Genomic DNA, 22,543 nt, shown 5'->3' with positions numbered 1-22,543 from the left:
AGCATATGGGACAAGTCGGAGCAAACGAGCTAAGCCTCGAAGAAGCGAGAGAGATCGCTCGCCTGGAATCCCAGGACAGGATCGCCAACGCCGGCGAAGAAACGATGCAGGAGTACAACGACGAGGCGCAGGATCAGGTCGACGACATCGTCAATCGGCGTCAGAACGCCAAGACCGACGCCAGCCGCCTCCAGTTCGGCAACGAATCGGAGTCTCCTGCACCGATCGCGGACGGCGAACAGGTCGATCCTTCGCCGGGCCTGTCCGGTGCGCCGAGCCCCGGTTCGCCCTCGACCGGAGGGATGAGCGACTTCAACAACAACCCGGGAGCGGCCCCGAGCCTTTCGGATCTCGGTTCGGGCGGGGGCATCGGCTCCGGCGGTGTGGGCGGATCCGGCTCGGGCCTCGGAGATTACAGTTCCGGCAGTGACGTCGGGCTTGACGACGAGAGTCCGTGGAGCTCCAACATCTCCGATCCCGACGACATCGGCGGCGGCCTCGCCAGTGGCGGCGGTGGTCTCGGTGGTGGTTCGGGCTTCGGCGGTGGTTCCGGCGTCGGTGGAGGCGGCGGTGTCGGCGGTGGTTCGGGCATCGGCGGTGGCTCTGGTATCGGTGGCGGCAGCGGCGGTGCCGGCATGGTTGGCGCCGGCGGCGGCATGGGCCGCGGAGCGGGCGCCGGTGCCGGTACGGGCGGCCGTGGCGCAGGAGGCATGAAGGGTTCCGGCTCCGGAGCCGGAACCGGTGGAGGCAGAGGCGCGGGTGCCGGCGGCCGTGCAGGCGGTATGGGCATGATGGGCGGTGGCCGCGGCATGGGCGGCGGTTCCGGCCAGGAAGCCGAGGGCCAGGACAGTTGGCTCACCGAAGACGACGACGTCTGGGGCATCGGAAACGAGGAGGACGACCCCTACGCGTAGGCACCCGACCCTCGGGCCGACGCCAACGCCGTCGGCCCGAGGTAGGTTCGTGCGATGCTCGAGCCGGTGCTGCGTCCGCTCCTGATGCTCAACTCGTTCGTGGCTCCCGCGGCCGCAGTTCATGCTCGTTGGCGAGGGATCCGTCGGACTCGCAGTTGTGCTTTAGTCCCAGGCCCAGACGCGGGGAGGCGTCCAGTCGTCCTGCTGTTCGACGGGCGCACCGCCCAGGCCCCCGGCCGGGCGCGCCAGTTTCGAGACCCGGTGCCGCACTTGCGGCGGAAAGCCGGTGAGGCGCTGCGCGGTCTCGTCCCATATCCGGAAAACGCGGACCGGGACGTGCAGCACCGCGATGTCGTCGACGTTCTTGACCTTGAACGTGAACTCGTGCGCCGCTTCTGATCCGTCGAGCGGATCGGGCCCGTACTCGATCCGGAACCGGTGCTCGGAGGCCGCCAGCGGATAGAACCACGTGGACCAGTCGCACTCGGTCCGGACGCCGTCGATCCAGCATCGGAGGCCTCCGGCATGGGCCGTCGCAAGCGGCTCACCGCGACCCGAGTAGACGGCGCGGCCGTCGGGGCGGCGGGTCACCCGGTAAAGATAGAGGTCGAACACGATCGCGACGCCCCTCCGAGCGCCGCGCCATGAACGCAGGTCGACCGGCGCAGGGAAGGCGACCGGCCCGCCGACGCTGGTGCGGTGCACCGGTTCGACGCGGGCCGCCTTCGCCCGCTTGTGGAGTCGGCGGGTGGTGCCGATGCCCAGGGCGGCGCCGCCGACGAGCATCGCCACGCCGACCAGGACCGCAATCGCGGCCACCGCCTGGGTGGTGCCTTCGGGCGCCAGGACCGCCCAGAGCAGCGCACCGGCGAGGACGACGCCACCGGACACGGCCAGGAGGCACCCGCCGTTGGCGGCGTTCCCCTGCGACCTACCGAAGACGGGCATCAGGTCGTGGCCGTCCTTCAGGCGGTACAACTGCGTCCGGAAGTCGAGCTGGTTTCGGACCGCTACGCCTTGGCCGGTGGTGTAGCGGATCCGTTCGCCCGGGGCGAGTGAGAACGCCGCACTGGCGGCGTCGGCGCCCTGGACCCCGAGCGTGTGGGCGCCGGCCGAAATCTCGACCTGGTAGTGCCCGTCGCCGGCGCCGACCGGTTCGCCGTCGACCAGCAGGATCCCGGTGGCGTCGGCCGACTCGGAGGTGCACACGAACACCTCCAGCACGCCCCGGCCCTCGCCGGGCGTCATCGTGGTCGAACGTCCACGGCGCAGGTCGGCTGTGGAGGCGAATTGGACCGGCGGACCGTCTTCCGGCCGGTATCGTCGGCCGTCCGCGTCGCGGTAGGCGAATGCGGGCGCGTCGTCGACGTCCTCGGCGCCGCCGAATCCGCGCTTCGAGTCCCGGGGCGGTGGGTCGGCCATCTACCCGTTGAACCCGTCGGCGATGTCGTTCGTGTTCGGTCCGCCGGATCCGGCGAGTGTGCCCACCATCCCCACGGTCTTGAAACCGGCCTCGGAGAGCGGCTTCGCCGCGACCGACAGGACCCGGGCGACCTTCGAGAGGATGCTGTGCGCCTGCATGAACGTGTCGGCGGCCTGCTTGTATTTCTGCATGGCGTTGACGGTGGTCTGGAGCGCCGAGCGGATCGAATTCGCCATCTGTGCGGCGGCCGCCCCGCCGAAGGTGAACGTCGAAGCCGCCGTGGCCGCGGCCCACTGGGTGATCTGCTTGGTGACCCATTTGCTGATCAGGTTGAGCAGCGTCTTGCGGATCAGCGTGGCGATGAGTTCGCAAAGCTGCATCAGGCCCTGCAGCACCTGGACCATGTCCCCGAGTTCGAACACCGACTCGGCGAATTCTTTGATCTTCTCCCGCGCCAGGTCGCCGTCCTCGCCGGACCATTCGCTGATCATGCCCTCGGGGATCTTGGCGATCGCCTCCCCGATCGGGGGAAGGCCGTCCTTGATTCCTTCCCAGCGGTTGATCTCGGCGGTCATGCGCTCACCGTTTCCGGTGACCATGCCGAGGGCATCGTCGACCGGCTGGATGAGCGAGATGAGGAAATCGAGGCCCGCGCTGACCAGGAACGACAGCGGATTGGTGGCGAGGGAGACCATGTCGTTCCCCCAGGCGGCGGTCGACGCCGCCAGGTCGGATACGGCGTTGAGCATCTCGCCGGCGTCGTCGGCCCGACCGACGGCCAGGACCTTCCCGTAAACCGTGTGGCCGCCGGTGACCGCCTTGGTGGGGGCCTGCGTCCAGGAATCGCCGTCGACGACGGAGGCGGGCCCCCAGGTGACGTCGTTTCCTTCCTCGGTGAAGGTGTCACCGCCCCAGTCGATGCTGTCGCCCAGTCCTTCGGGGTCGAGCTGGCTGAACTCCCGGGCGTTCTCCAGGTCCGTGGTGTCCCAGGACTCCCGGCACTCCTTGAGGCGCTCGGCGTGGCCCTCCAGGCCCTCGTTCATCATGCGGAACAGTTCCCGCAGTTCGGCGACTTCTTCGTAGTAGCCGGGCGAGATGAACATTCCGGGGACGCCCCAGGCCATCATGTCGAGACCTTCGTCGTTCGCCTGAGACTGGAGTTCGGCGGCGGAGGGCACCTGGCCCCGCAGCTCCTGTTCCGCATCGGAGAGCTGCTGCGGTGTTACGCCAACGGGTTCGGACATTCCAGGTCGCTTTCGGGGATTCGGAACCTTCGAGGGACGCTCGGGCATCACTTTAGTCTGTCCGTGCAAGTCGCAACACACGCGATGCGGCCTCGCGGAATGGCCGGTCGCGGCTCCCGGCGGGCGGGCCGGTGAGCATCTTCCGTATACCATCCCCGGTAGGCAACGATGATCCCACCGATTCCGCGAAGGAGCGTGACCCGGTGCCCGACGAAGACATGCGCGACAAGATCGCGGAGGTGCAGCGCCTGGCGGTCGAATCAGAGACCGAGTCGGTCTCTGAGGACGGTGCCGTCCGGGTCGTGGCCGGACCCGGCGGTGCCGTCAAGGAGCTCGATCTGCGGTTGAGTGCATTCCAGATGAGCGGCGTCGAACTGGGGGAAGTCGTCACCCAGACGATCAAGACCGCCACCGAGAACGCCGACCGGGACATGTCCGATCAGGCGGGCCGCATTCTGGGGGCCGTCCTCGGCGGCGACGAGGAGGAGCAGCGATGACCGAGCGCGGAGAGGGCCCGCCGGACCCCAATGAGATGCTGGAACGCCTGCAACGGATGCAGTCGGAGGCGGAGGAGACGCTCCGGCGGTTCGACGAGATGAATTCCGAGCTCGGCGCGGACGCCGTCGAGGTGTTCTCCGAGGACGGGCTGGTCCGCGTCAAGCTGGACGCCAACGGCCGGGTGGACGAGGTCGGCATCGACGAGGCCGCGATGCGGCAGCGCCAGACACTCGGGAACACCATCGTCGAACTGATCCGCGAGGCGTCGGCCACCTACGGGCTGCGGATGGCCGAGATGGCCCAGTCCCTGGCCGGGGACAAGGTGGACGTGTCGGCCATCATGGACCGCTACATGCCGCAGGATATGCGCGACCGCGCCCGCGACAACCTCGACGGCCGCTGAAGCAACGGAACGGTCCGCCCCGGCGACGCCGCGCCGGAGCGGGCCGTTCCCGTCGTTCAGAGCGGGCGGGTCTCGCCCGGGTAGTGGAGCTTGATCTGGCCCCGCACCTCGTCGAGGATCTCCATGACCTCGATCGTGGACGAGGGCGGCACGAGCGTCGATTCCAGCCGGTCCTGCCTCAGTGCCCGGTGGACCTCCAGGGCTTCGTGCACGTAGCCGTTGCCCACGTACGGCGCCTCGAATTCGCGGGGCTGCTCGTCATAGCGCGTCAGCGTGTATCCGCTGGGCCGGTGGAGGAGGCCCTGCAGTTCGATCCGGCCCTTGGTTCCGGAGATGGTGGCCGTGTTCGACGCCCCGCCGATGAACGAGCACGAGAGCTGTGCGATCGCTCTCGGGTAGCGCATGGTGACCGCGGTGTACTCGTCGACGCCCTCGGGCGACATCATCGATTCGGCGCTGATCGAATCGGGGACGCCGAGCACCAGGTGGGCCAGCGTGATCGGGTAGATGCCCAGGTCCAGCAGCGCCCCGCCGGCGAGTTCGGGGTTGCGCAGGCGGTGCTCGGGTGGGAAGTCGCCGTGGAGGGCGAAGTTGGCGTGCACGGCGATGACGTCGCCGATCATGCCCTCCCGGATGGCCCGGCGCATCTCCCGGATCGCGGGGTTGCAGCGTGTCCACATTGCTTCCATGAGGAACCGCTGGTGCTCGCGAGCGACGTTGAACATGGTCTTGGCCTGGCTCGCATTGTACGCAAACGCTTTCTCGCACAGTACGTGCTTACCGGCCTCGAGCAGTTGAATGGTGGGAATGTAGTGGTGGGAATGAGGGGTAGCGACGTAGACGATGTCGACTTCATCGTCTTGTGCAAGGGCCTGGACGGAATCCCAGGCGTGGGGGATGTCGAACTTCTCGGCAAAAGCAGCGGCTCGCTCGGATGATCTCGACGCCACGGCGGTGACTTGGCAATCGTCGAGCAAGGCAAGATCTTCTACATAGGTCGATGCAATGTTGCCGGTCGCCAGGATTCCCCATCGGATCGGTTCAACCATGGGCGTAAGCACACCACAACTTCCGGCGATCGTCAACACGGGGGTGAATCTCGCGGCCCCGGCAATACATGGGATGTCTGACACGTGAATTATAGCCGGATGCCTGTGACCTGCGACGGGGGTGTGATACCGCTCTCGATCGGGAACCAGCGCAATTGTGGCACCATGGCGAAATGTCGCAAGCTTCTCTCACACGAACCGTCCGAGCGCTCGTGGCCGCCGCCTGCGGCGCGGCGCTCGCCTTGACCGCGGCCTCCCCCGCGTCGGCACACGCCGGCGTGGTCGGCACCGACCCCGAGGACGGCGCGAACCTCGACGTGGCCCCCGAATCGATCTCGGTCACCTTCTCCGAGCGGCTCGACGGCCCCTCGACCGAGATAGCCGTCACCGGCCCCGAAGGCGAGGAGGTCGAACTCGAAGCGGCCGCCTTCGACGGCGACACCTTCACCCAGCCCATGCGCTACACCGTCGCCGGCCAGTACACCGTCGCCTTCCGGGTGATCTCAGAGGACGGCCACCGCGTCGACGACTCGTTCACCTTCACCGTCGGGGAGATCCCCGTGGGGCTCTTCGCGGACGGCGCCGGGGAAACCGAGCCGGAGGACGACGATCCGCAACCGGACCCGCCGGCCGAGGCCGACGGCGAGACGCCCGTGGCGATCGACGCCGAAGAGCCCGCCGAGGGGGCCTCGGAGTCCGACACCGGCACCGTGCTCGCAACGGTCCTGCTGGTGGCCCTGGTCGTCGCCCTCGGCGCCGTCCTGCTGGTGAAACTCCTGGGACGCCGCCGGACTAAGGACAGTTGACCCACTCGTCGCCGCCGTCGGTGAAGAACTGGTGCTTCCAGATCGGCAACCTGGCCTTCGCCTCGTCGACCAGGTCGGCGCAGGCCTCGAAGGCCTCCCGCCGATGCTCGGCCGAGACGGCGGCGACCAGCGCGGCATCGCCTATCGCCAAATCCCCGATCCGGTGCGACACGGCCACGCCGTGCACGCCCGGCCGGGCCGCGATGCCTTCGGCCACCTCCCGCAGGATCGACTCGGCCGAGGGGTGCCCCTCGTAGGAGAGGGCCTTGACGCCGCGCCCGTGGTCGTGGTCGCGGACGTTGCCCGAGAACGACACCACCGCGCCGGCTACCCCGAGCGAGACCGCCCGCTCGTGTTCGGCCGCGTCGAGCGCGGTCTCGGAGATCCTCGTGCGGATCATCAGCTCACCCCCGGAACGGGTACCAGCGGGACGGTCTCGCCGGCCTTGCCTTCGCTTCCCGGCCCGATCACCGCGAAACCGGCGGCGAGCGCCAGTCCCCGCAGCATCGACGAGCCGTGGTGGGCCAGCCGGTTGCCGGCCCGGTCGACCAGAGCCAGGTGCGTGCAGTCGCCGCGACCGGGGACGTCTTCGGCCAGTGTGATCGCTCGCGTCTCGGGCGGCGGCAGGCCGCGGAGCCCCGCCAGCAGCGGGACCACGAGCGTGGCCACGGCGATCACCGCCGACTGCGGGTTTCCCGGGAGCCCGGCGATGAAGCGTCCCTCGTCGGTGCGTGCCAGCAGCATCGGGAAACCCGGCCGCACGGCCACCGTGTTGAGCACATAGGAGGCGCCGATCCGCGCGAGCGCGGGGTGCAGGTGGTCGACGGGGCCGACCATGGTGCCGCCGGTGGTGCAGGTGACCTCGGCGTCGGCGGTGGCGGTGCGCAGCGCCCGGACGTGGTCGTCGAGGGTGTCGGCCACCGGCCCGATGGCCTCGAGGCCGCCGGCGAGCATCCGGGGGATCATCGGCCCCAGGGAATCGCGCACCCTTCCCTCGCGGGAGACGCCGCTGGTCAGCAGCTCGTCGCCGAAGACGACGGTGCGGGCGACCGGGCGCCGGTGAGCGGTGAGGGCGGTGCGCCCGGCGGCGGCCGCGAGCCCGATCACCGGCGCGGTGATCGGGGTGCCGGCCGGCAGCAGCTCTTCGCCGGCGGCGGCCTCTTCGCCGGTGCCGCGCCATTCGCGTTTCGGGCTGCCGTCCACCGACTCGCCGTCGACGGTGGCGTGTTCGAGCCGGATGATGCCGTCGCAGCCGTCGGGGACCTGCGCGCCGGTGGCGATCTTGACCGCCTCGCCCGGCTGCAGCGGCTCGGGGACCGTCCCGGCGAGCACCGAGGCGCCCGTGCGCCACGGCCCGGGCCCGGCCACCGCCCAGCCGTCCACGGCCGAGGTGGGAAAGGCCGGCAGGTCGGAGGCGGCGAGGAGCGGAGCCGCCAGCGCCGACCCGGCGGCCTCGTCGAAGGTGAGTTCGGCGGCCTCGCCGCGGGCGTCGAACCCGGCCCGCCAGGCGGTCTCGCGGGCCTCGGGCCATCCGGTGGGCGTGGCCGGCTGCATCAGCGGCTCCTTTCGTGGTCGCCGTCGTGCATCTGGGAGATCGCGTGCTCGATCAGGTCCGGGGTGAGCACGGTGAGCGCGTCCTTGGCGGCGCCGGTCGAGCCGGCGAGGTTGAGGATGAGCGTCCGGTTCTTGACGCCGCAGATGCCGCGCGAGAGGGCGGCGAGCGGGGTCTTCGCGAGCCCGGCGGCGCGGACGGCCTCGGCGATGCCCGGGACTTCGAATTCGACGACGCGGCTGGTCATCTCGGGTGTGAGGTCGGTGGAGGTCAGGCCGGTGCCGCCGGAGGTGACCACCAGGTCGAGCCCGTCGCCGACCGCCCGGTGCAGGGCGGACTCGACCGGCGCGCCGTCGTGCACCACCACCGGTGCTTCGACCTCCAGGCCGGCTTCGCGCAGCCCGTCGACCAGGATCGGCCCGGAGGCGTCCTCGTAGACTCCCGATGCGGCCCGGTTGGACGCGACGATGACGCGGGCCCGCAGCTTCATCGGTGCCATTCTCCGGTCTTGCCCCCCGTCTTCTCCTCGACGCGGACGTCGGTGATCCGCGCGGCCGGGTCGACCGCCTTGACCATGTCCACCAACGTAAGCCCGGCCACCGACACCGCGGTGAGGGCCTCCATCTCGACGCCGGTCCTGTCGGCGGTCCTGACCCTCGCGGCGATGTCGACCCCCTCGTCGGTGACGGTCAGGTCGACGCTGACGCCGCTGATGCCGATCGGATGGCACAGCGGCACCAGGTCCGGGGTCTTCTTGGCGCCCATGATTCCGGCGATCCGGGCAGTGGCGAGCGCGTCGCCCTTCGCCAGCGAGTTCTCCCGCAGCGCGGCCACCACCTCGCCGGTGGTGAGCAGCCGCCCGGTCGCCACCGCGCTGCGAGCCGATACGTCCTTCTCGGAGACGTCGACCATGCGGGCCGCGCCGCTCGGGTCGACGTGCGTGAGGTCAGCCATGCCCCGAAGTCTAGCCGCGGCGCCGCTTCGCGCCTGGGCTAGCGTGAACGGCGTGATCGAATGGCTCTATCTCTCGGCGCAGGCGGCCGCGCTGGCGCTGGCGGTGTGGTTCTTCGCCGACACCGCCCGGAGCAGGCGGGTCGGCATCGCCAATGTCGTCGGCGTCGGAGTCCTGGAGGCCGTGCTGCTCGCGCAGCTCATTGCGGCCTTGGTGCTCGTGCCCGGTGCGGGCGGCGAGGGCAAGGCGCTGTTCTTCTCCTACCTGGTGACCGCGCTGCTGGTGCCGGTGGCGGCCCTGTTCTGGGGCTCGATCGACCGCAGCCGCTGGGGTATCGGGACGGTCGCCGCCTCCTGCCTCGTGGTCGCCGCGCTGATGCTGCGGGTCCACCAGATCTGGGAGTTCCGGATCGATGTCGTCGCCTGAGGCTCCGGCCGCTGCGCGGGCCCTGTCGTCCGGCTTCGGCCGCCTGGTTGTCCTGGTCTACGTAGTGTTCGCCGTCTCGGCCGGGGTCCGCGCGGTCTTCCAGGTGGTGACGAAGTTCGACGAGGCGCCGGTCAGTTTTTCGCTCAGCGCGCTGGCCGCCTTGATCTACCTGTTGGCGGCCGTGGCGATCATCAGGGGCGCGGCCCGGACGGCCATGGCGGCCGTCGTGGTGGAGCTGGTCGGGGTGGTCGGCGTCGGCGCGCTGAGTTTCGCGGTGACCGAGTGGTTCCCCGAGGCGTCGGTCTGGTCGCACTTCGGTTCGGGCTACGGCTACGTGCCGCTGGTGCTGCCGGTGATCGGCCTGGTCTACCTGCTGAAGCGGCGGTCCGACCGGACCGCCGCCCACGGCGGAGGCTTCACTTGAAGAGGTCTTCGATGTGTTCGGCGGTCATGGCGTTGCCGAGCCAGCGCTCCAACTGCTCGGTGTCGAGGCACGATTCGATCCGGCTGCGGGAGAGCTCGTCGACGGCGACCTTTCGGAATGCGAGGATGCGCAAGATCGCCTTGGCTTCGCCTCGGGCCTCCCCTCTGGCCTCGCCCCCAGGCTTCGCCCTCCTTGAACTTCGCTTCGAAGAGGTCGTCCCTGTAGGCCGTCGCAGTTGCGCTCGACGGGGTTCTCGCCCCTGGTCATCGCCTCCGAGCCGGACCTGACGAGGGTGTGTTCGGGCAGCCGCCGGCCGAGCATCCCGCAGTACAGTTCCTCGGCGAATTTCGGGTTTTCCTGCAGCAGCCGCAATGGCAGCTCGTGTTGGTACGTCGGCACGCCCAGGAAACTATGAGCGCTGGTTCGAACACCGGACCAGTGACAGTCCGCCGTCGGTCGCCGACACTGTCAGGTTTGCGACAGAACGGTCAGCTGAAGAACCCGAAGCAGGAGACGACCAGCGTCGACCCGCACAGCACCAGCCCCAGCCGGAAATTGCGTTCGAGCCGCTCCTCCTGGTCGCCGATGCGCGGCCGCGAGGTCACCCCGATGGTGAGCCAGCCCAGTGCGAACGCCAGCAGCGGGCAGGCGATCAGGACCCCCGCCAGGACGATCGCACCGGTCAGGTCGTCGGCCTTGACCGTGCGCAGGACGACCAGTTGGACGACGAGCGCGGCCAGGGCGAACAGGCCGTAGACCAGGCCGTTGCGCTCGTCGCCGCGCCATTTCGGCAGCCAGGGCGGCCGGTGGGCCAGGAACCGGGCCTCCTCGAGCTCGGTCGCGGACGTGCGCAGGTCGGCTTCGGCCGCGTCGATCTCGACGGCCGGGTCGCCGTCGAGCGGCTGCGCGCTCGTACGCGGCGGGGGATCGACGCGGGCGGCGCGGGCGAGCTCGTCGACCCGGCTGCGCTGGGCCGCCGCCTGCTCGGAGAGCCGGTCGACGCGCTGGCCGAGCGATTCGGTCCGGGAGGCGCTGCGGGCGGCGGCCTCGTCGGCGTTCCGGCGGACCTCGTCGAGTCGGCGCACCTGGCCGAGGTAGTCGTCGAAGGCGCTCACGCCTGTTCCTCTCTGGTGAAGGGCACGATGAGGCGGCCCGAGCCGGGGTCGGAGTGGCGGTCGACCAGCAGCGCCCGGCCCGGGCGGGGGTTCCAGTGCTGGAACTGCTGCCCGAAGTGGGCGACCAGTTCGGAGCCGGGGAGGTCGAGGATCAGCGAGCAGGCCACGTCCTCGCGTCCGGCGGTGCCGCCGATGTCGTCGAGGAAACGGCGGTAGATCCGCCACCAGGCCAGCAGGTGGACGCCGCGGGCGGGGCCGTTGCGCAGCAGCTCGCGCAGCGCGTGCTGCCCGGCGCGGTCGAGCCCGGCCGCGTCCAGGCCCCAGGCGAGGACGACGGTGTCGTCGGGAACCTCGGCGAGCTTCGCGGTGAACTCTTCCGGCGCGATCCTATAGGATATATCCTGTACTTTCGCGTGGCCGGTGAAGTCCACTGCCCACAGTCGCCGCCCCGGCGCGGAGTGGTGGGACAGGCTCGCGGCGGCGGCCTCGAGGGCCTCCCCGCCGGCGGCGTCGGATCCGAGGACCGCCAGGTGGCGGCCCGGCCGCCGGTCCAGGTCGACCCCGGCCGCCTCGAGGTGCAGCGAGACCTCCCGGCCCAGCAGCGCCCGCCCCGGGCGCCGCTCGCCGGGCAGCGTCTCGGCCAGGTGGACCGGCCGGTAGCCGTAGAACACGCGCGGCGGCCCGAAATCGGCGTGCGCGCCGCGCAACTGCTCGCGCAGTCGCCCCATCACCTCGGAGTCGGCGTCGGGGAAGCGCGCGGTCCGGTCGGCCCCCTTCGCCCCGCCCTCGGGATTGAGCACCACCTGCCCCAGCGAGATGCGGGCGGCGGCATCGTTGCCGACCTCGAGGATCGCCTTCGCGCCCGGCAGCGCCACCCGCATCGGGAACTGCCCGAAGATCGAGTCCTTCTTGGTCCACAGCGCCTCGATGCCCGAGATCGTCTGGCTGGCCAGCACCAGGTGCACCCCGTAGGAGCGGCCCTTGCGCGCCAGGTTCTCCAGCACCGCCACCGCCTCGGCGGCGATCCGGTCGTTGCCGGCCAGCAGCACCTGGAACTCGTCGGCCACGCACACGATCCGCGGATACGACTCGTGGCGGCGCAGCTCGGCGAACGAGGACACGCCGTGGCGCTTCATCACCGTCGAGCGCTCGGTGAGCTCCCGGCTCAGGCTCCGCAGCACCGCCAGGCCGTACTCGCGGTCGGACTCGACGCCGACGGCCCTGGCATGGGGGATGAACGTGTCGTCGCGGGCGGTGGGGATGAACTCGGTGAACGACACCCCCTCCTTGAAGTCCAGCAGGAACAGCGCCAGGTCGGACGGCGCGTAGCGCGAGGCGAGGCCGTAGAGGACGTCGAGCAGGAACACCGTCTTGCCGCCGCCGGTGCGGCCGCCGACCATCCAGTGCGGGGTCGCGTCGTCGAAGCGCAGCCGCACCTCCCCGGCCCCGTCGCGTCCGATGAGGACCTCCAGGCCGTTCGCGGGATCCTCCGACAGCGGCACGTCCGGGATGAGGTCGTCGAAGGTCAGCGTCGCCGCCTCCTTCGCCCGCTCGGCAAGCCGCGCGGCCTCGCCGGCCAGGAACGACGGGTCGGCGGGCTCGGGCCAGGCCGCCGGCACCGCCAGCCGCTCCCCGCGCGAGATCGGCGCCGACGGCGGATTGGCGACCGCGACGTGGTCGCCGACCTGGTGCATGACCGTCGCCTGCGGGAGTTCGTCCAGGCCCGCACCCAGCACGGTCACCCCGTGCGCCAGCCCCGAGCGGGCCAGCGCGTAGACCCGCTCGACCAGGGGCCGGGAGGCTTCGCCGAGGGAGGCGATCGCCAGCAGGAGCCGGTCGGTGCGGCGGCCGGCGATGCTGTCGGCGACCTGCGCCTCGGCGGCGGCGACGACTTCGGCGGCGCCCCGCGCGTCGGTCGCGACCTGCTCGATGACCCCGGCGTCGGTGAGGGGGCGCAGCGGGGCGAACGTCGCCCCGAGCGTGGCCACGTCGATCCCGGCCACCCGCACCTCACCGGGTTCGCGGTGCGCCAGCGTGTGCAGGATCGCGGCCCTGACCAGTGCCGCGACCCCGTCGGCGCGGGCATCGGCTCCGGTGGCCAGGTGGCCGCGCGAGCCGAACGGCACCAGCAGCGGGAAACGCCGTCCTTCGTGGAGGATCACGGATCCGGCGTGCAGCAGTTCGGGGTCGTCCCGCAGGTGGGCGGCCGAGCCCTCGGCCGCCTCGGCGATCCGCCGCTCGGCCTCCAGGACGGCCGGGTCCACTGGGGTCTCGAACGCGGCGGCCCCGAGCCGCCGCCGGGCGGCCTCGAGCCGGACGGAGGCCAGGTCGCAGCCTGCGGCCGCGCTCGCCAGCGCGGAGCGGAAACCGGGCACCGGACCTCCTCTTGGCTCGCCCCCGCGGACGGGGCTGTTCCATCGGTCACAGGATAGTCGCTCGAGAGCAACCTACCGGCACGCGGCCGCGTGCATTAACCTAGACGCAGACCCGAATCCGTCCCGCCCGGAGTGTGCCGCCCGTCCGCCGCCGCTCCCGCCTGCGCCCGCGCGAGCGGAAGACAAGGACCGACCCATGAGCGAGTTCCTCGACATAGCCCTATCCTTCCCTCCGATCGTGTTCTCGTTCGGTCTGCTGTTGGTGGTGCTCTACTGGTTGACGGTCATCTTGGGAGCGTTGGACGTCGACATCGTCGACTTCGGCACCGACTCCGACGCCGAGGTGGAGGCGGGCGGTTCGATCTGGTCGGCGTTCGGGTTCGGGGCGGTTCCGTTCACGGTGGTGTTGTCACTGTGGATCACCTTGGGCTGGATAGTGACGGTGCTCGGCACGACTTGGATCCGCAACGCCGAGGAGGTCGCCGTCCCCGGGACGATCTCGGGGGTGGCCACGCTCGTGGCGGGGATCGGGGTCGGCATGCTGGGCGCGAAGCTGCTGTCGAGGCCGCTGTCGAAGGTCTTCGCCGAGGCTCCGGCCACCGCTCACCGGGACCTGATCGGCAAGGTCTGCGTGGTCCGCACGTCGACGGTCACCACCGCCGCCGGCCAGGCGGAGCTGACCGAGGACGACGGGACGGTGCATCTGCTCAACGTGCGCCGGTCGCCGCACGAACCTCCGGGGATCGAGGACGAGCTGTTCGGGCGCCATTCGAAGCTGGTCATCTTCGATTTCGACGAGGACGAGGAGGTCTTCCTCGTGGTGCCGGTCGCCATGCCTCCCGATCTGGAGATGCGCGGGCGCTGACCGGCGGCCGCGCGGCGGCTCCCGACCGGGCCGGTGGAATCGGCGCTCCGCCAAAGAACCCGGTAGACGCGCCGGTCGGATCCTCTCCGCTCGTCAGGGCCGTTCGGGCCGGACGGTAGGCTACGGTCAGCGTGACTTTAAGCCCGTTGTGCCCCTGTAGCCGCTAACCATCGAATAAGGGAGGTCCCCGTGCCGACGAAGACGGGAGCGAAGATCCGGATTATCGTCCTGGGCACTGGCCCTGAGGCCGAAGAGGCCCGCAGCATCGCCGACGGCGATGACGACGTCTCGGTAGCCGCGAAGTTCACCAAGACCGTGACCCACCTGGTCGTCGACGACACGGTGAAGCCCTCCGAGCCGCGTATCAAGAAGGCCGAGGAGGCCGGAGTGCCCGTCCTCAAGCTGGCCGAACTCAAGGACCTGCTCGCCGGCGGCGACACCCCCGAGCCGGCCGCCGAGGCCGAGCCCGAAAAGGAAGCCGAGCCGGAGCCGGCCGCCGAGGCCGAACCGGAACCGGCGCCCGAACCGGCCGCCGAGGCCGAGAAGGAGTCCGAACCCGAGCCGGCCGCCGAGCCCGAGTCCGAGCCGGAGCGGGCCGTTCCGTCCCAGGCCGAGGCGCCCAAGGTCGAGAAGGAGTCCGAGACCGACGCGGCCGAGGCGACGGCGGAGGAATCCGGTGCCGAGGAGGCTCCGGCCCACTCGCCCAAGCCGGGCTTCATGGCCCGCATCAAGTCGATCTTCGGCATGAGCGGCGCCAAGAAGTAGCGTCGACGAACATCCGAGCGGCCGCATCGGTCGGCGGACCGCGAGCGTCGCACTCGACGTTCGCGAGCCGCGAATCGGCGCGACCGTGAATGCCCCGGGTCCACTGGGCCCGGGGCATTCATGTTTCTGCGCCCGTGCCACTCCACGCCCGTCTCCGCAGCCACCCGTAGACGGCGGTGTCGCAGCGTCACCGGAAGCAACGGGAATCGCACCCGCCTCCGATCGCCGATCGTGAACCACTGGCGGTCCGATCGCGATGTCACTCCAATTGCAATAACCACTTCAGTGCTATCCAATAGCGTGAAAAGACTGTCCATCTCAGATTTTGGGCTAACCGAGGGTGCGCTCCCACTAGTGGTAGGAACCGTTACGCTGAGGTGACTAGAAAGCGAACGCCAGGAAAATTGGCAAGGCTGAAGGGCCACCACCGATGCACTCACCGCTCCAAAGGCAGGGTGGCGACCTGCGCCATCTGCAGAGCGCGAATGACTACGTCGATCTCAGTACCTGCGTCAACCGATACGGCCCCCCGCCCGCGACGGCGCGAGTGGTGCGGGAATTCGAATTCTCCGATCTGGCCGCCCATCCCTTCGGCGCCGAAGAGGGCTTCATCGCGGCCTATTCGCGTCATCTCGGCGTGCCGGAGGAACACCTCGTCGCCGGGCGCGGCATCACCGAATTCATCTGGACGCTGTCCAGGATTCTTCCGGCGAACGCGACCGCGGCGGTGACGCCCGACTACACCGACATCATCGCCGCCTTCCCCAACCACGTCGCGGGGCCGGCACCGGAGGAGGAGTCGCCGTCGACCCGGCTGTCGGCGCTCGCCTCGGCCATGTCGGGCCACCGGTTCGTCATCCTCTCCAACCCGAACAACCCGCTGGGGACCTACGTTCCGACCGCCGAGCTGGCCGATCTGTGCAGGAGCCGCCCCGACTCGACCCTCATCGTCGACGAGTCGTACCTGGTCTTCAGCCCGCACCACGACTCCTCGCTGGTGGGATTCGACCTGCCCAACGCCGTGGTCCTCCAGTCGCCGACGAAGCTGTTCGGAGTCGCCGGCATCCGGACCGGGGTGCTGTGCACGCGGAACCGCCGACTGCTCGCGGCCCTCGAGGACGAGAAGCTCACCTGGCCGCTGTCGCTGCTCGACTCGATCATCGCCCAGGCGGCGCTGTCGGAGGCCGAATGGGCCGCCCAGACCAGGGAGCGACTGCTGCGGCAGGCCGAGGGGATGCAGGCGGCACTGGAGGCCTCGCCTCTGGGGGTCCTCGCCGGCGCCCCCGTCCACTACCGATTCGTGCCCGCCGACGACCCCTCCACGATCCACAAGCGGCTGCTCGACCTCGGATTCGTGGTCCGGGCCTTCAACGGCGCCGAGCCGGGACGGGTGTCGGGCCTGCGCATCACCACTCCCATCGAAGACGAACTCGCGGCGTTCGCACGGGCTCTCGAAACGATCTAGCACCTCCGGAAAGGAGCACGGCATGCGCGTCCTGTTGGTGAACTCGGGGAAGGTCGACCCGATCGCGCGCCTCGAGAACGACCCCGAAGTCGAGCTGACGGTCATCACCGAAGCCGGCTACCGGAAGCACTACCGGCCCTCGACGCACCTGATCATCGTCGACGACATCGCCGATATGAAGGCCGTCTACCGGCACGCGATGGAACTGCACCGGGACCGGCCGTTCGACGCCGTCGCCTCGCCGTCGGAGCGCAGCCTCCAGACCGGCGGCTATCTGCGCTCGATCCTGGGGCTCCCGGGGCCCGACTACGAGATCGCCCACCGCTTCTCGCACAAGTTCGCGATGAAGCGGCGCCTCGCCGAACGCGGCGTACCGGTCGTGGCGCACGGGATCGCCGGCGGCGTCGACTCGGTGCTCGAAGCGGGAGTGGACACCCCGATCATCGTCAAACCCGCCCTCGGCAGCGGCACCACCACCGTGCTGCGCATCGACGACCGGCGCCACTTCGACTCGCTCGGCTCGCATCCGGTGCTCCAGCGCCTGCGGCGGTCCCCCCATCCGCTGATCGTCGAGCGCGCGGTCGACATCGACGAGGAGTTCCACTGCGACGGGATCGTCGTCGACGGCAAGGTCCGGTTCGCCGCTGCCTCGAAGTACTTCGAGCCGATCCTGCAGCGCGGCGAGGTCATGATGGGCTCCTACACGCTGCCGGTCGGATCCGAGCAGGACCGTATCGTCCTGGACCTGCACCGCCGTACGGTCGAGGCCCTGGGGCTGCGCGACGGCGTGACGCACCTGGAGGTCCTTCGCGAAGGCTCCGACTACCACGTCGGAGAGATCTCCTGCAGGCCCGGCGGCGCCGGCATCCCCGAGCAGGTGCTGGTCCAGTTCGGCGTGGACCAGTGGGACGCGTGCGTCAAGACGGCGACCGGGCGGACGCCGACGCTCGCCCCGGTCGCGGCCGACGGCGTCATGGTCCGCTGCCAGCTCCCGCTCCACCCGGGCACGGTCCGCGACGTCTCCTCCTCCGAGGAGACCCTCGATATCCCGGGCGTCGTCCGAGCGGTCGTCAACGTCGCCCCCGGCGACACGGTGCGCGGCCCCTGGCACTCGGGCATGTTCTCGGCGCTCGTCTACCGCAGGACCGACGCCGAGAGCGACGTCGACGACGTCGTCGCCGACGTCGACCGGCGCTTCCGCATCGAGATCGACCCGGAGGAACCGGCCGATGCCTGATCCGCACCTGCTCGTCGTCGGCGGATCCGAGCGGACCGTCCGGCGTGCGGCCGAGACCGGGGCCCGCATCACCGCCTGGCAGGACCGGCCGCACGAGCCGATCGCCGCGATCGCTGACGAGCTGCAGGTCTTCGACTACGACCGGCCGGCGCTCGCCGAGCGGAAGGCCGCCGAACTCCACGCCCGGCACCCGTTGACGGCCGCCGTGTCGCTGACCGAGCGCGGCCTGGCGCCCGCCGCGGCGGTGAACGCCGCACTGGGCCTGGCCGACAACGGCGTCGCCTGCGTCGCCCGCCTGAAGGACAAGCACGCGATGCGGCGGCGCATGGCCGAACGGGGCCTGCCGGCGGTCGCCGCCGCCCCGGCCTCGTCGCCGGCGCAGGTCGCCTCGTGCGCCGAGCGGATCGGATACCCGGCGGTCGCCAAGCCGGTCGACGGAGCGGGCAGCGTCGGAGTCCGGATACTCCGGAATCGGGACGACGCGCAGGCCCTCGGCGACCGGCCGGTGACCGCGTGGCTGGTCGAGGAGTTCCTCGACGGGCCGGAGTTCAGCGTCGAGGCCTTCAGCCAGGACGGCGAGCACCGGATCGTGGCCGTGACCGAGAAGCATCTGCTGCCCAACCGGGTCGAGATCGGACACACCGTCCCGGCCGCGCTCCCGCCAGCATGGCGCGACGAGGCCGCGACCGAGGTCGCACGCTTCCTCGACGCGATGGAGCTGCGGCGCGGCCCCAGCCACACCGAGGTCATCTTCACCCGCGACGGCGCGCGGATCGTGGAATCCCACAATCGGGTCGGCGGCGACAAGATCGCCGACCTGGTGCGGCTGGCGACCGGCGTGGACCTCATCGGTCTGACCTTCCGCCAGGCCGTCGCGCCGATCGAGCTGCCGGACGCCCACACCCGGACCGACCGGGCGGCCTCCATCCGGTTCCTCACCCCGCCTCCCGGAGTCGTCGAGCGCATCGAAGGCGAGGACGAGGTGTGGGCCGCCGAGGGCGCCGTCGACTGCGTGGTCGGCGTCCGGACCGGCGACACGGTCCACCCGATCCGGTCGTCGGCGGACCGGTCCGGATACCTCATCGCGACCGCACCGGCACCGGCGGCCGCCACCGGACGGGCGGCCGCGCTCGCCGACCGGATCCGGATCTCGACCGCACCGGCCGCGACCGTCGGAGCCCCGGGTGCGTGAGATCGACCGGTACCGGCGGTACTTCGCCGCGCGCTTCGCCCAGGGCTTCCCGCACCGGGTGGGGACCCGGACCGTCGGCAGGGAGGCCGAGTTCCCCGTCGTCGACGACCGGGGACGACCGGTCGAGGTGGATCTGCTCTGGCCCGAGGTGGCCGCACCTGGAGACCTGTCGGCCGTGCGCAAGGACGGGATGGTGATCGGCTACGCCGGGGACGACTACGGCTACTACCGGGAAGTGGGCAAAGGGACGGTCGAGGTCGTCACCAGGCCCGGCAGCTCACTGGCGGAGGTCGCCGAACTTCACGAGGCCGCGCTCGCCCGACTGGACCTGGCGGCGACCGCCCGGGGACACCGGATCCTCGGCCTGGGCATGCAGCCCGTCGCCGAGCCGGTACCGGAGTTCATGACCCCCAAGCCCCACTACCGGGCGTTCCTGGAGGCGCTGGGCGAGCCGTGGCTGTGGTTCACCCTCACCTCCGGCGACCAGCTCCACGTCGCCCTGTCCGAAGGCGAGGTCGCCGCGGTCGCCGCGACCGCCAACCAGATGGTCCCGGCGACGGTCGCGCTGTGCGGGAACTCGCCGGCGCTGGGCGGGGAGCCGGTCGGCGCCGTCTGCCTCCGGGAACTGGGACTGCTCCGGACGCTGCGGGAACGCGAACGCCACGGCATGACCCGGTCGGTCGCGGCCACGATCGAGGACCACGTCGACGGGCTTATGGGGACGGTCTACCTGGTGCACTCCGACCCAGAGGGCTACCGGCAGATCGGCCGGCCGTTCTGGGACTGGCTGATCGCCGACGCGCCGTCGCTGGAGGACGCCTTCCAGCATTTCCTGTGGCACGACCACTACAACTGGCACCACTGCCGGCCGCGCACCGCCACCGGCACGATCGAGATGCGCGCCGCCTGCCAGCAGCCGCACTCGGAGCACATGGCCGCGGCGGCCCTCGCACTCGGCGTCGTCGAGGCCCACCGCGAACTGGCCGGACTGCTCGCCGAACATTTCCCCGCGGGCGTCCCCGCCGACTTCTACCGCTCGGCCGTGGTCGGCGGCCTCGACCTCGACGACCGGTACCTGAAGTTCATCGACAGGGCGCTCGACCTGTGCGGACGCGCCCTGGAATCGCGCGCGACGGGTGAAGAGCGGTACCTCGAGCCGCTGCTGCGGCGGCTGGAGGACCGCGCCAATCCGGGCCAGGAGGCGGTTCGGCTGCTCGAAGCGGACGGGCTCCGGGGCCTGCTCGACCGGCGCGCCCTCCCGAGACCGGCCGCCGCCGAACGATCCGATTGAGGAGCGGAATGGCGATCTCTCTCAAGGACTACCTGCCCTCGGGCCGGAATCCGAGCATCCTCACCGTCGGCATGTTCGTCAACTCGCTGGGCACCGGCATGTTCCTCGCCGGCGGGACGCTGTTCTTCCTGCGGGTCGTCGGCCTGTCCGCCGCCGAACTGGCGCTCGGACTGGGCATCGCCGCCTTCGCCGGGCTCGTGGCCACCGTTCCGATCGGCATGGCGGCCGACCGCTGCGGCACCAAACGGATGCTGATCCTCCTCAGCCTCCTGCGGGCGGGCGCCTTCGCCGCCCTGGCCTTCTCCGCCGACCTGACGGCGTTCACCGCCTTCGCCGCGATGCAGACCGCGGCAGGCCAGGCGTCGGTGCCGATCATCCAGGCCCTCACCGGAGCGGTGACCGCGGAGCGGGACCGGGTCCGGACCATGGCGGTGATCCGGTCGGTCCGCAACATCGGCTTCTCGGTCGGCGCGCTCGCCGCCGCGCCCATCGTCGGTTCGGACAGCCTCGCGCTCAACCGGTCCCTCCTGGTCTCGGTGGGGGTCCTGATCGCGATCGGCGGCGCGATCGTCCTGGCGCTGCGGCTGGAGGCGGCCGAGATCGGACCGGTCAAGGCGAAGAACCCGCTGGCCGCGTCGAAGGCGCTGGCGGACGGGCCGTACGCCGCTCTGGCCGCCCTCCACTCCGTCCTCATGCTCCACATGACGCTGCTGGCGGTCGGGGTCCCGTTGTGGATCTCCCAGTACGAGACGATTCCCGCCGCGACCGTCCCCGGCGTCATCTTCCTGAACACCGTCCTGGCCGTGGTGCTGCAGGTGCCGCTCGCGAAGAACGTCGACGACGTCGCCTCGGGGGTGCGGACGACGAGGCTCGCCGGGGCCGCGCTCGCGGTCACGGCGCTGGTCATGGCGGTCGGGCTCGACCGGCTGCCGCTCTGGGTCGGCGTCGGCGTGGTCGCGGCCGCCTGCGTGACGCTGACGTTCGGCGAACTGTGGCAGGCGGTCGGTTCCTGGGAGCTGTCGTACGCCCTGGCACCGGCCGAGTCGCGCACCACGCACCTGAGCCTGTTCTCGCTCGGGAGATCCGTTCAGGAGATGATCGGTCCCGGCGCCGTGGCCGTGGTCCTGGCGGCGGGCGTGTGGGGATGGGCCGCGCTGGCGGTGGCCTTCGTCGCCGCCGCGTTCGCGTCCGGACCGGTCGCGAGGTCGGTCGAGGAGCGCCGTAGAGCACCGGGCCCCGCCGAAGCGTCCGCTACTCGCTGACGATCGCGACCTCGGCCAGAACCGATTCGAGGGTGCGGGCCGCCGCAGCGGCGTCGGGGCCGGTGGCGATGGCGTAGCCGAGGCGGCCCCACGAGTCCCGCAGCGGCCCGACGGCGTCGCCCTCGCGCACACCGACCGACAGTTCGACCAGGTCCGGATGGCGTTCGCGGTCGGGCAGCGACACCGAGCGCACCGTTCCCGGGGCGGCGGTCACGAACCCGATCGCGGCGTGCCGCACCGGCGCCCGCGCCGGGGGCGCGGGCGCCTTCGCGTCCAGCACCGCCAGCAGGTCGGCGACGATGTCGGTGTCGTAGGCCAGATCGATCAGCCGGTGGATGTTGTCGCCCGGGAGCCGTCCCGCGCACTCGATGAGGTGCGGGACGCCGTCGACGCGGATCCATTCGGCGTGCAGCACGCCGTTCTCCACGCCCGCCGCCGCGATGAGATCGCCCATGTCGCCGAGCAGCCGCCGTTCGAGCTCCGGTTCGATCGGCGCCGGGACCGCGTGTCCCAGCTCCACCGGATACCGGCCGGGCAGCACCGTCTTCGCCGTCACGTTGCCGTACACCGGGGCCGAGTCCCGGACGAGCATCTCCACGCTGAACTCGGGGCCGCGGAGCCGCTGCTCGACCATGTACTGCGCCTCGCCGGTCCCGCGCGCCCGCAGCCGCGGTTCGTCGGCGCCCACGCACTCGTCCCAGGCCGACCGCAGGTCGGTCGCGGGGTCGATGAGGTTGACGCCGAGGCTGGCCTGCCGGCCGGCCGGTTTCAGCACCGCGTGCCCGCCCCAGGCGGCCACCTGCCGTTCGAGTTCGACCGCCGACTCGACTCGCCGCCACTGCGGCTGGGCGATGGCCGAGCCGGCGGCGGTCCGTCGCAGCCGGAGCTTGTCGCGCAGGGTTCGGGCCGCCCGCAGCCCGAGGCCGCGCAGCCCCCACGCCTCGGCGAGCGCGGCGGCGGCGACGACGCCGTATTCGGTGGCGGGGACGACGGCGGTCAGGTCCGCCGGCCGCTCGATCATCGACGGCAGCTCCTCGGCCGAGGACTCGTGCTGGACCGGCGCGGGCAGGACCGCGGCGACGCACTCGTGGTGTTCGGCCGCATCGAGGACGTTCCGGGTCTCGATGATCTCCGGTTCCTCGACCAGGTAGACGCTGGCGGGAGGGAGGACGGCCTCCGCGCTCGACAGGAGGAATCTGCTGAATCCGAGGAACATGACCGACACGTGGGCACCTCACCGAGCGAGTGGTACAGACTGTCCGAAACGTTACCGTCTGCGAGTCGC

At 70.9% G+C, this 22,543-nt stretch carries 24 protein-coding genes; 13 read left to right on the top strand and 11 right to left on the bottom strand.

From position 1 onward, the window contains the following. The first annotated feature begins 5 nt into the window (after positions 1 to 5). Positions 6 to 914 carry a hypothetical protein gene (locus CUT39_RS20550; RefSeq protein WP_157930814.1) on the top strand — a complete coding sequence of 303 codons (909 nt, stop codon included), beginning with the start codon at positions 6 to 8 and terminating at the stop codon, positions 912 to 914. A gap of 162 nt (positions 915 to 1,076) precedes the next feature. Here CUT39_RS20550 and CUT39_RS18365 read toward each other — a convergent pair whose 3' ends face one another. Then, a complete protein-coding gene (locus CUT39_RS18365) occupies positions 1,077 to 2,336 on the bottom strand; it encodes a hypothetical protein (RefSeq protein WP_100448890.1) in 1,260 nt (419 codons plus the stop codon). Next, a complete protein-coding gene (locus CUT39_RS18360; protein ID WP_157930813.1) occupies positions 2,337 to 3,581 on the bottom strand; it encodes a hypothetical protein in 1,245 nt (414 codons plus the stop codon). Between the two features lie 203 nt (positions 3,582 to 3,784). On the opposite strand from CUT39_RS18360, the gene CUT39_RS18355 reads away from it, so the two are divergent. Both CUT39_RS18355 and CUT39_RS18350 read left to right on the top strand, forming a co-directional pair. After that, entirely contained in the window at positions 3,785 to 4,078 is a 294-nt protein-coding gene (locus CUT39_RS18355) for a YbaB/EbfC family nucleoid-associated protein (RefSeq protein ID WP_100448888.1), read from the top strand. Further along, positions 4,075 to 4,482, top strand: a complete 408-nt coding sequence (locus tag CUT39_RS18350) for a YbaB/EbfC family nucleoid-associated protein (protein ID WP_100448887.1) — start codon at positions 4,075 to 4,077, stop codon at positions 4,480 to 4,482. The genes CUT39_RS18355 and CUT39_RS18350 overlap by 4 nt, the downstream gene beginning before the upstream one ends. Positions 4,483 to 4,538: 56 nt before the next feature. Here the strand turns inward: CUT39_RS18350 and CUT39_RS18345 are convergent, their stop codons facing one another. Further along, the gene (locus CUT39_RS18345; RefSeq protein WP_100448886.1) at positions 4,539 to 5,531 is read right to left on the bottom strand and encodes a Gfo/Idh/MocA family protein; all 993 of its coding nucleotides are present in this window, start codon (positions 5,529 to 5,531) and stop codon (positions 4,539 to 4,541) included. Positions 5,532 to 5,704: 173 nt separating this feature from the next. Between CUT39_RS18345 and CUT39_RS18340 the strand changes: the two genes are divergently transcribed. Then, positions 5,705 to 6,337 carry a copper resistance CopC family protein gene (locus CUT39_RS18340; protein ID WP_100448885.1) on the top strand — a complete coding sequence of 211 codons (633 nt, stop codon included), beginning with the start codon at positions 5,705 to 5,707 and terminating at the stop codon, positions 6,335 to 6,337. On the opposite strand, the gene CUT39_RS18335 is transcribed toward CUT39_RS18340, so the two are convergent. From CUT39_RS18335 to moaC, 4 genes are read right to left on the bottom strand one after another with little or no spacing between them, the layout of a single operon-like run. Beyond that, the gene (locus CUT39_RS18335; protein WP_100448884.1) at positions 6,324 to 6,737 is read right to left on the bottom strand and encodes a molybdenum cofactor biosynthesis protein MoaE; all 414 of its coding nucleotides are present in this window, start codon (positions 6,735 to 6,737) and stop codon (positions 6,324 to 6,326) included. The two genes, CUT39_RS18340 and CUT39_RS18335, sit on opposite strands and share 14 nt — an antisense overlap. Further along, positions 6,737 to 7,891, bottom strand: coding sequence for a molybdopterin molybdotransferase MoeA (locus CUT39_RS18330; RefSeq protein WP_100448883.1), 1,155 nt, complete (start codon positions 7,889 to 7,891; stop codon positions 6,737 to 6,739). Before CUT39_RS18330 ends, CUT39_RS18335 begins: the two co-directional genes overlap by 1 nt. Further along, entirely contained in the window at positions 7,891 to 8,379 is a 489-nt protein-coding gene (locus CUT39_RS18325; RefSeq protein WP_100448882.1) for a MogA/MoaB family molybdenum cofactor biosynthesis protein, read from the bottom strand. Before CUT39_RS18325 ends, CUT39_RS18330 begins: the two co-directional genes overlap by 1 nt. Continuing rightward, positions 8,376 to 8,843 (bottom strand): cyclic pyranopterin monophosphate synthase MoaC, encoded by a 468-nt coding sequence (gene moaC / locus CUT39_RS18320; protein ID WP_100448881.1) that lies wholly within the window; start codon positions 8,841 to 8,843, stop codon positions 8,376 to 8,378. Before moaC ends, CUT39_RS18325 begins: the two co-directional genes overlap by 4 nt. Before the next feature lie 52 nt (positions 8,844 to 8,895). Here moaC and CUT39_RS18315 point away from each other — a divergent pair, with 52 nt between their 5' ends. Both CUT39_RS18315 and CUT39_RS18310 read left to right on the top strand, forming a co-directional pair. After that, positions 8,896 to 9,267, top strand: coding sequence for a hypothetical protein (locus CUT39_RS18315; protein WP_157930812.1), 372 nt, complete (start codon positions 8,896 to 8,898; stop codon positions 9,265 to 9,267). Next, entirely contained in the window at positions 9,254 to 9,691 is a 438-nt protein-coding gene (locus CUT39_RS18310) for a hypothetical protein (protein ID WP_100448879.1), read from the top strand. The genes CUT39_RS18315 and CUT39_RS18310 overlap by 14 nt, the downstream gene beginning before the upstream one ends. Here CUT39_RS18310 and CUT39_RS20545 read toward each other — a convergent pair. The 3 genes from CUT39_RS20545 to CUT39_RS18300 all read right to left on the bottom strand — a co-directional run bounded on the left by CUT39_RS20545 (position 9,684) and on the right by CUT39_RS18300 (position 13,181). Further along, positions 9,684 to 9,824, bottom strand: a complete 141-nt coding sequence (locus CUT39_RS20545; protein ID WP_157930811.1) for a hypothetical protein — start codon at positions 9,822 to 9,824, stop codon at positions 9,684 to 9,686. The two genes, CUT39_RS18310 and CUT39_RS20545, sit on opposite strands and share 8 nt — an antisense overlap. A gap of 355 nt (positions 9,825 to 10,179) precedes the next feature. Further along, a complete protein-coding gene (locus CUT39_RS18305) occupies positions 10,180 to 10,806 on the bottom strand; it encodes a hypothetical protein (protein ID WP_100448878.1) in 627 nt (208 codons plus the stop codon). Next, positions 10,803 to 13,181 (bottom strand): FtsK/SpoIIIE domain-containing protein, encoded by a 2,379-nt coding sequence (locus CUT39_RS18300; protein WP_100448877.1) that lies wholly within the window; start codon positions 13,179 to 13,181, stop codon positions 10,803 to 10,805. The genes CUT39_RS18305 and CUT39_RS18300 overlap by 4 nt, the downstream gene beginning before the upstream one ends. A gap of 196 nt (positions 13,182 to 13,377) precedes the next feature. Between CUT39_RS18300 and CUT39_RS18295 the strand changes: the two genes are divergently transcribed. The 7 genes from CUT39_RS18295 (at position 13,378) to CUT39_RS18265 (ending at position 21,258) form a co-directional block, all read left to right on the top strand. After that, entirely contained in the window at positions 13,378 to 14,046 is a 669-nt protein-coding gene (locus tag CUT39_RS18295) for an OB-fold-containig protein (protein WP_100448876.1), read from the top strand. A gap of 189 nt (positions 14,047 to 14,235) precedes the next feature. After that, positions 14,236 to 14,811: a hypothetical protein gene (locus CUT39_RS18290; protein ID WP_100448875.1), complete on the top strand. Its 576-nt coding sequence runs from the start codon at positions 14,236 to 14,238 to the stop codon at positions 14,809 to 14,811. A gap of 430 nt (positions 14,812 to 15,241) precedes the next feature. Then, positions 15,242 to 16,276 (top strand): aminotransferase class I/II-fold pyridoxal phosphate-dependent enzyme, encoded by a 1,035-nt coding sequence (locus tag CUT39_RS18285; protein ID WP_100448874.1) that lies wholly within the window; start codon positions 15,242 to 15,244, stop codon positions 16,274 to 16,276. A gap of 22 nt (positions 16,277 to 16,298) precedes the next feature. Further along, positions 16,299 to 17,513 (top strand): ATP-grasp domain-containing protein, encoded by a 1,215-nt coding sequence (locus CUT39_RS18280; protein WP_100448873.1) that lies wholly within the window; start codon positions 16,299 to 16,301, stop codon positions 17,511 to 17,513. After that, positions 17,506 to 18,705 (top strand): ATP-grasp domain-containing protein, encoded by a 1,200-nt coding sequence (locus tag CUT39_RS18275; RefSeq protein ID WP_100448872.1) that lies wholly within the window; start codon positions 17,506 to 17,508, stop codon positions 18,703 to 18,705. Before CUT39_RS18280 ends, CUT39_RS18275 begins: the two co-directional genes overlap by 8 nt. Beyond that, on the top strand, positions 18,698 to 19,996 hold the full coding sequence (locus tag CUT39_RS18270) for a glutamate-cysteine ligase family protein (protein WP_100448871.1): 1,299 nt from the start codon (positions 18,698 to 18,700) through the stop codon (positions 19,994 to 19,996). The genes CUT39_RS18275 and CUT39_RS18270 overlap by 8 nt, the downstream gene beginning before the upstream one ends. An 8-nt stretch (positions 19,997 to 20,004) precedes the next feature. Then, on the top strand, positions 20,005 to 21,258 hold the full coding sequence (locus CUT39_RS18265) for an MFS transporter (RefSeq protein ID WP_100448870.1): 1,254 nt from the start codon (positions 20,005 to 20,007) through the stop codon (positions 21,256 to 21,258). On the opposite strand, the gene CUT39_RS18260 is transcribed toward CUT39_RS18265, so the two are convergent. Beyond that, a complete protein-coding gene (locus CUT39_RS18260; protein WP_100448963.1) occupies positions 21,248 to 22,474 on the bottom strand; it encodes an ATP-grasp domain-containing protein in 1,227 nt (408 codons plus the stop codon). The genes CUT39_RS18265 and CUT39_RS18260 overlap by 11 nt on opposite strands. Positions 22,475 to 22,543 lie beyond the last annotated feature (69 nt).

Source organism: Glycomyces xiaoerkulensis, from assembly GCF_002798405.1.
Classification (GTDB): domain Bacteria; phylum Actinomycetota; class Actinomycetes; order Mycobacteriales; family Micromonosporaceae; genus Glycomyces; species Glycomyces xiaoerkulensis.
This window is presented reverse-complemented; position numbering and strand designations above follow the sequence as displayed.

Excerpts from the sequence above, each read along its gene's own strand:
- CUT39_RS20550 (WP_157930814.1), top strand. The coding sequence starts at position 6 with ATGGGACAAGTCGGAGCAAACGAGCTAAGCCTCGAAGAAGCGAGAGAG.
- CUT39_RS18365 (WP_100448890.1), bottom strand. The coding sequence starts at position 2,336 with ATGGCCGACCCACCGCCCCGGGACTCGAAGCGCGGATTCGGCGGCGCC.
- CUT39_RS18360 (WP_157930813.1), bottom strand. The coding sequence starts at position 3,581 with ATGTCCGAACCCGTTGGCGTAACACCGCAGCAGCTCTCCGATGCGGAA.
- CUT39_RS18350 (WP_100448887.1), top strand. The coding sequence starts at position 4,075 with ATGACCGAGCGCGGAGAGGGCCCGCCGGACCCCAATGAGATGCTGGAA.
- CUT39_RS18345 (WP_100448886.1), bottom strand. The coding sequence starts at position 5,531 with ATGGTTGAACCGATCCGATGGGGAATCCTGGCGACCGGCAACATTGCA.
- CUT39_RS18340 (WP_100448885.1), top strand. The coding sequence starts at position 5,705 with ATGTCGCAAGCTTCTCTCACACGAACCGTCCGAGCGCTCGTGGCCGCC.
- CUT39_RS18335 (WP_100448884.1), bottom strand. The coding sequence starts at position 6,737 with ATGATCCGCACGAGGATCTCCGAGACCGCGCTCGACGCGGCCGAACAC.
- CUT39_RS18330 (WP_100448883.1), bottom strand. The coding sequence starts at position 7,891 with ATGCAGCCGGCCACGCCCACCGGATGGCCCGAGGCCCGCGAGACCGCC.
- CUT39_RS18325 (WP_100448882.1), bottom strand. The coding sequence starts at position 8,379 with ATGAAGCTGCGGGCCCGCGTCATCGTCGCGTCCAACCGGGCCGCATCG.
- moaC (WP_100448881.1), bottom strand. The coding sequence starts at position 8,843 with ATGGCTGACCTCACGCACGTCGACCCGAGCGGCGCGGCCCGCATGGTC.
- CUT39_RS18310 (WP_100448879.1), top strand. The coding sequence starts at position 9,254 with ATGTCGTCGCCTGAGGCTCCGGCCGCTGCGCGGGCCCTGTCGTCCGGC.
- CUT39_RS18295 (WP_100448876.1), top strand. The coding sequence starts at position 13,378 with ATGAGCGAGTTCCTCGACATAGCCCTATCCTTCCCTCCGATCGTGTTC.
- CUT39_RS18285 (WP_100448874.1), top strand. The coding sequence starts at position 15,242 with ATGCACTCACCGCTCCAAAGGCAGGGTGGCGACCTGCGCCATCTGCAG.
- CUT39_RS18280 (WP_100448873.1), top strand. The coding sequence starts at position 16,299 with ATGCGCGTCCTGTTGGTGAACTCGGGGAAGGTCGACCCGATCGCGCGC.
- CUT39_RS18275 (WP_100448872.1), top strand. The coding sequence starts at position 17,506 with ATGCCTGATCCGCACCTGCTCGTCGTCGGCGGATCCGAGCGGACCGTC.
- CUT39_RS18265 (WP_100448870.1), top strand. The coding sequence starts at position 20,005 with ATGGCGATCTCTCTCAAGGACTACCTGCCCTCGGGCCGGAATCCGAGC.
- CUT39_RS18260 (WP_100448963.1), bottom strand. The coding sequence starts at position 22,474 with ATGTTCCTCGGATTCAGCAGATTCCTCCTGTCGAGCGCGGAGGCCGTC.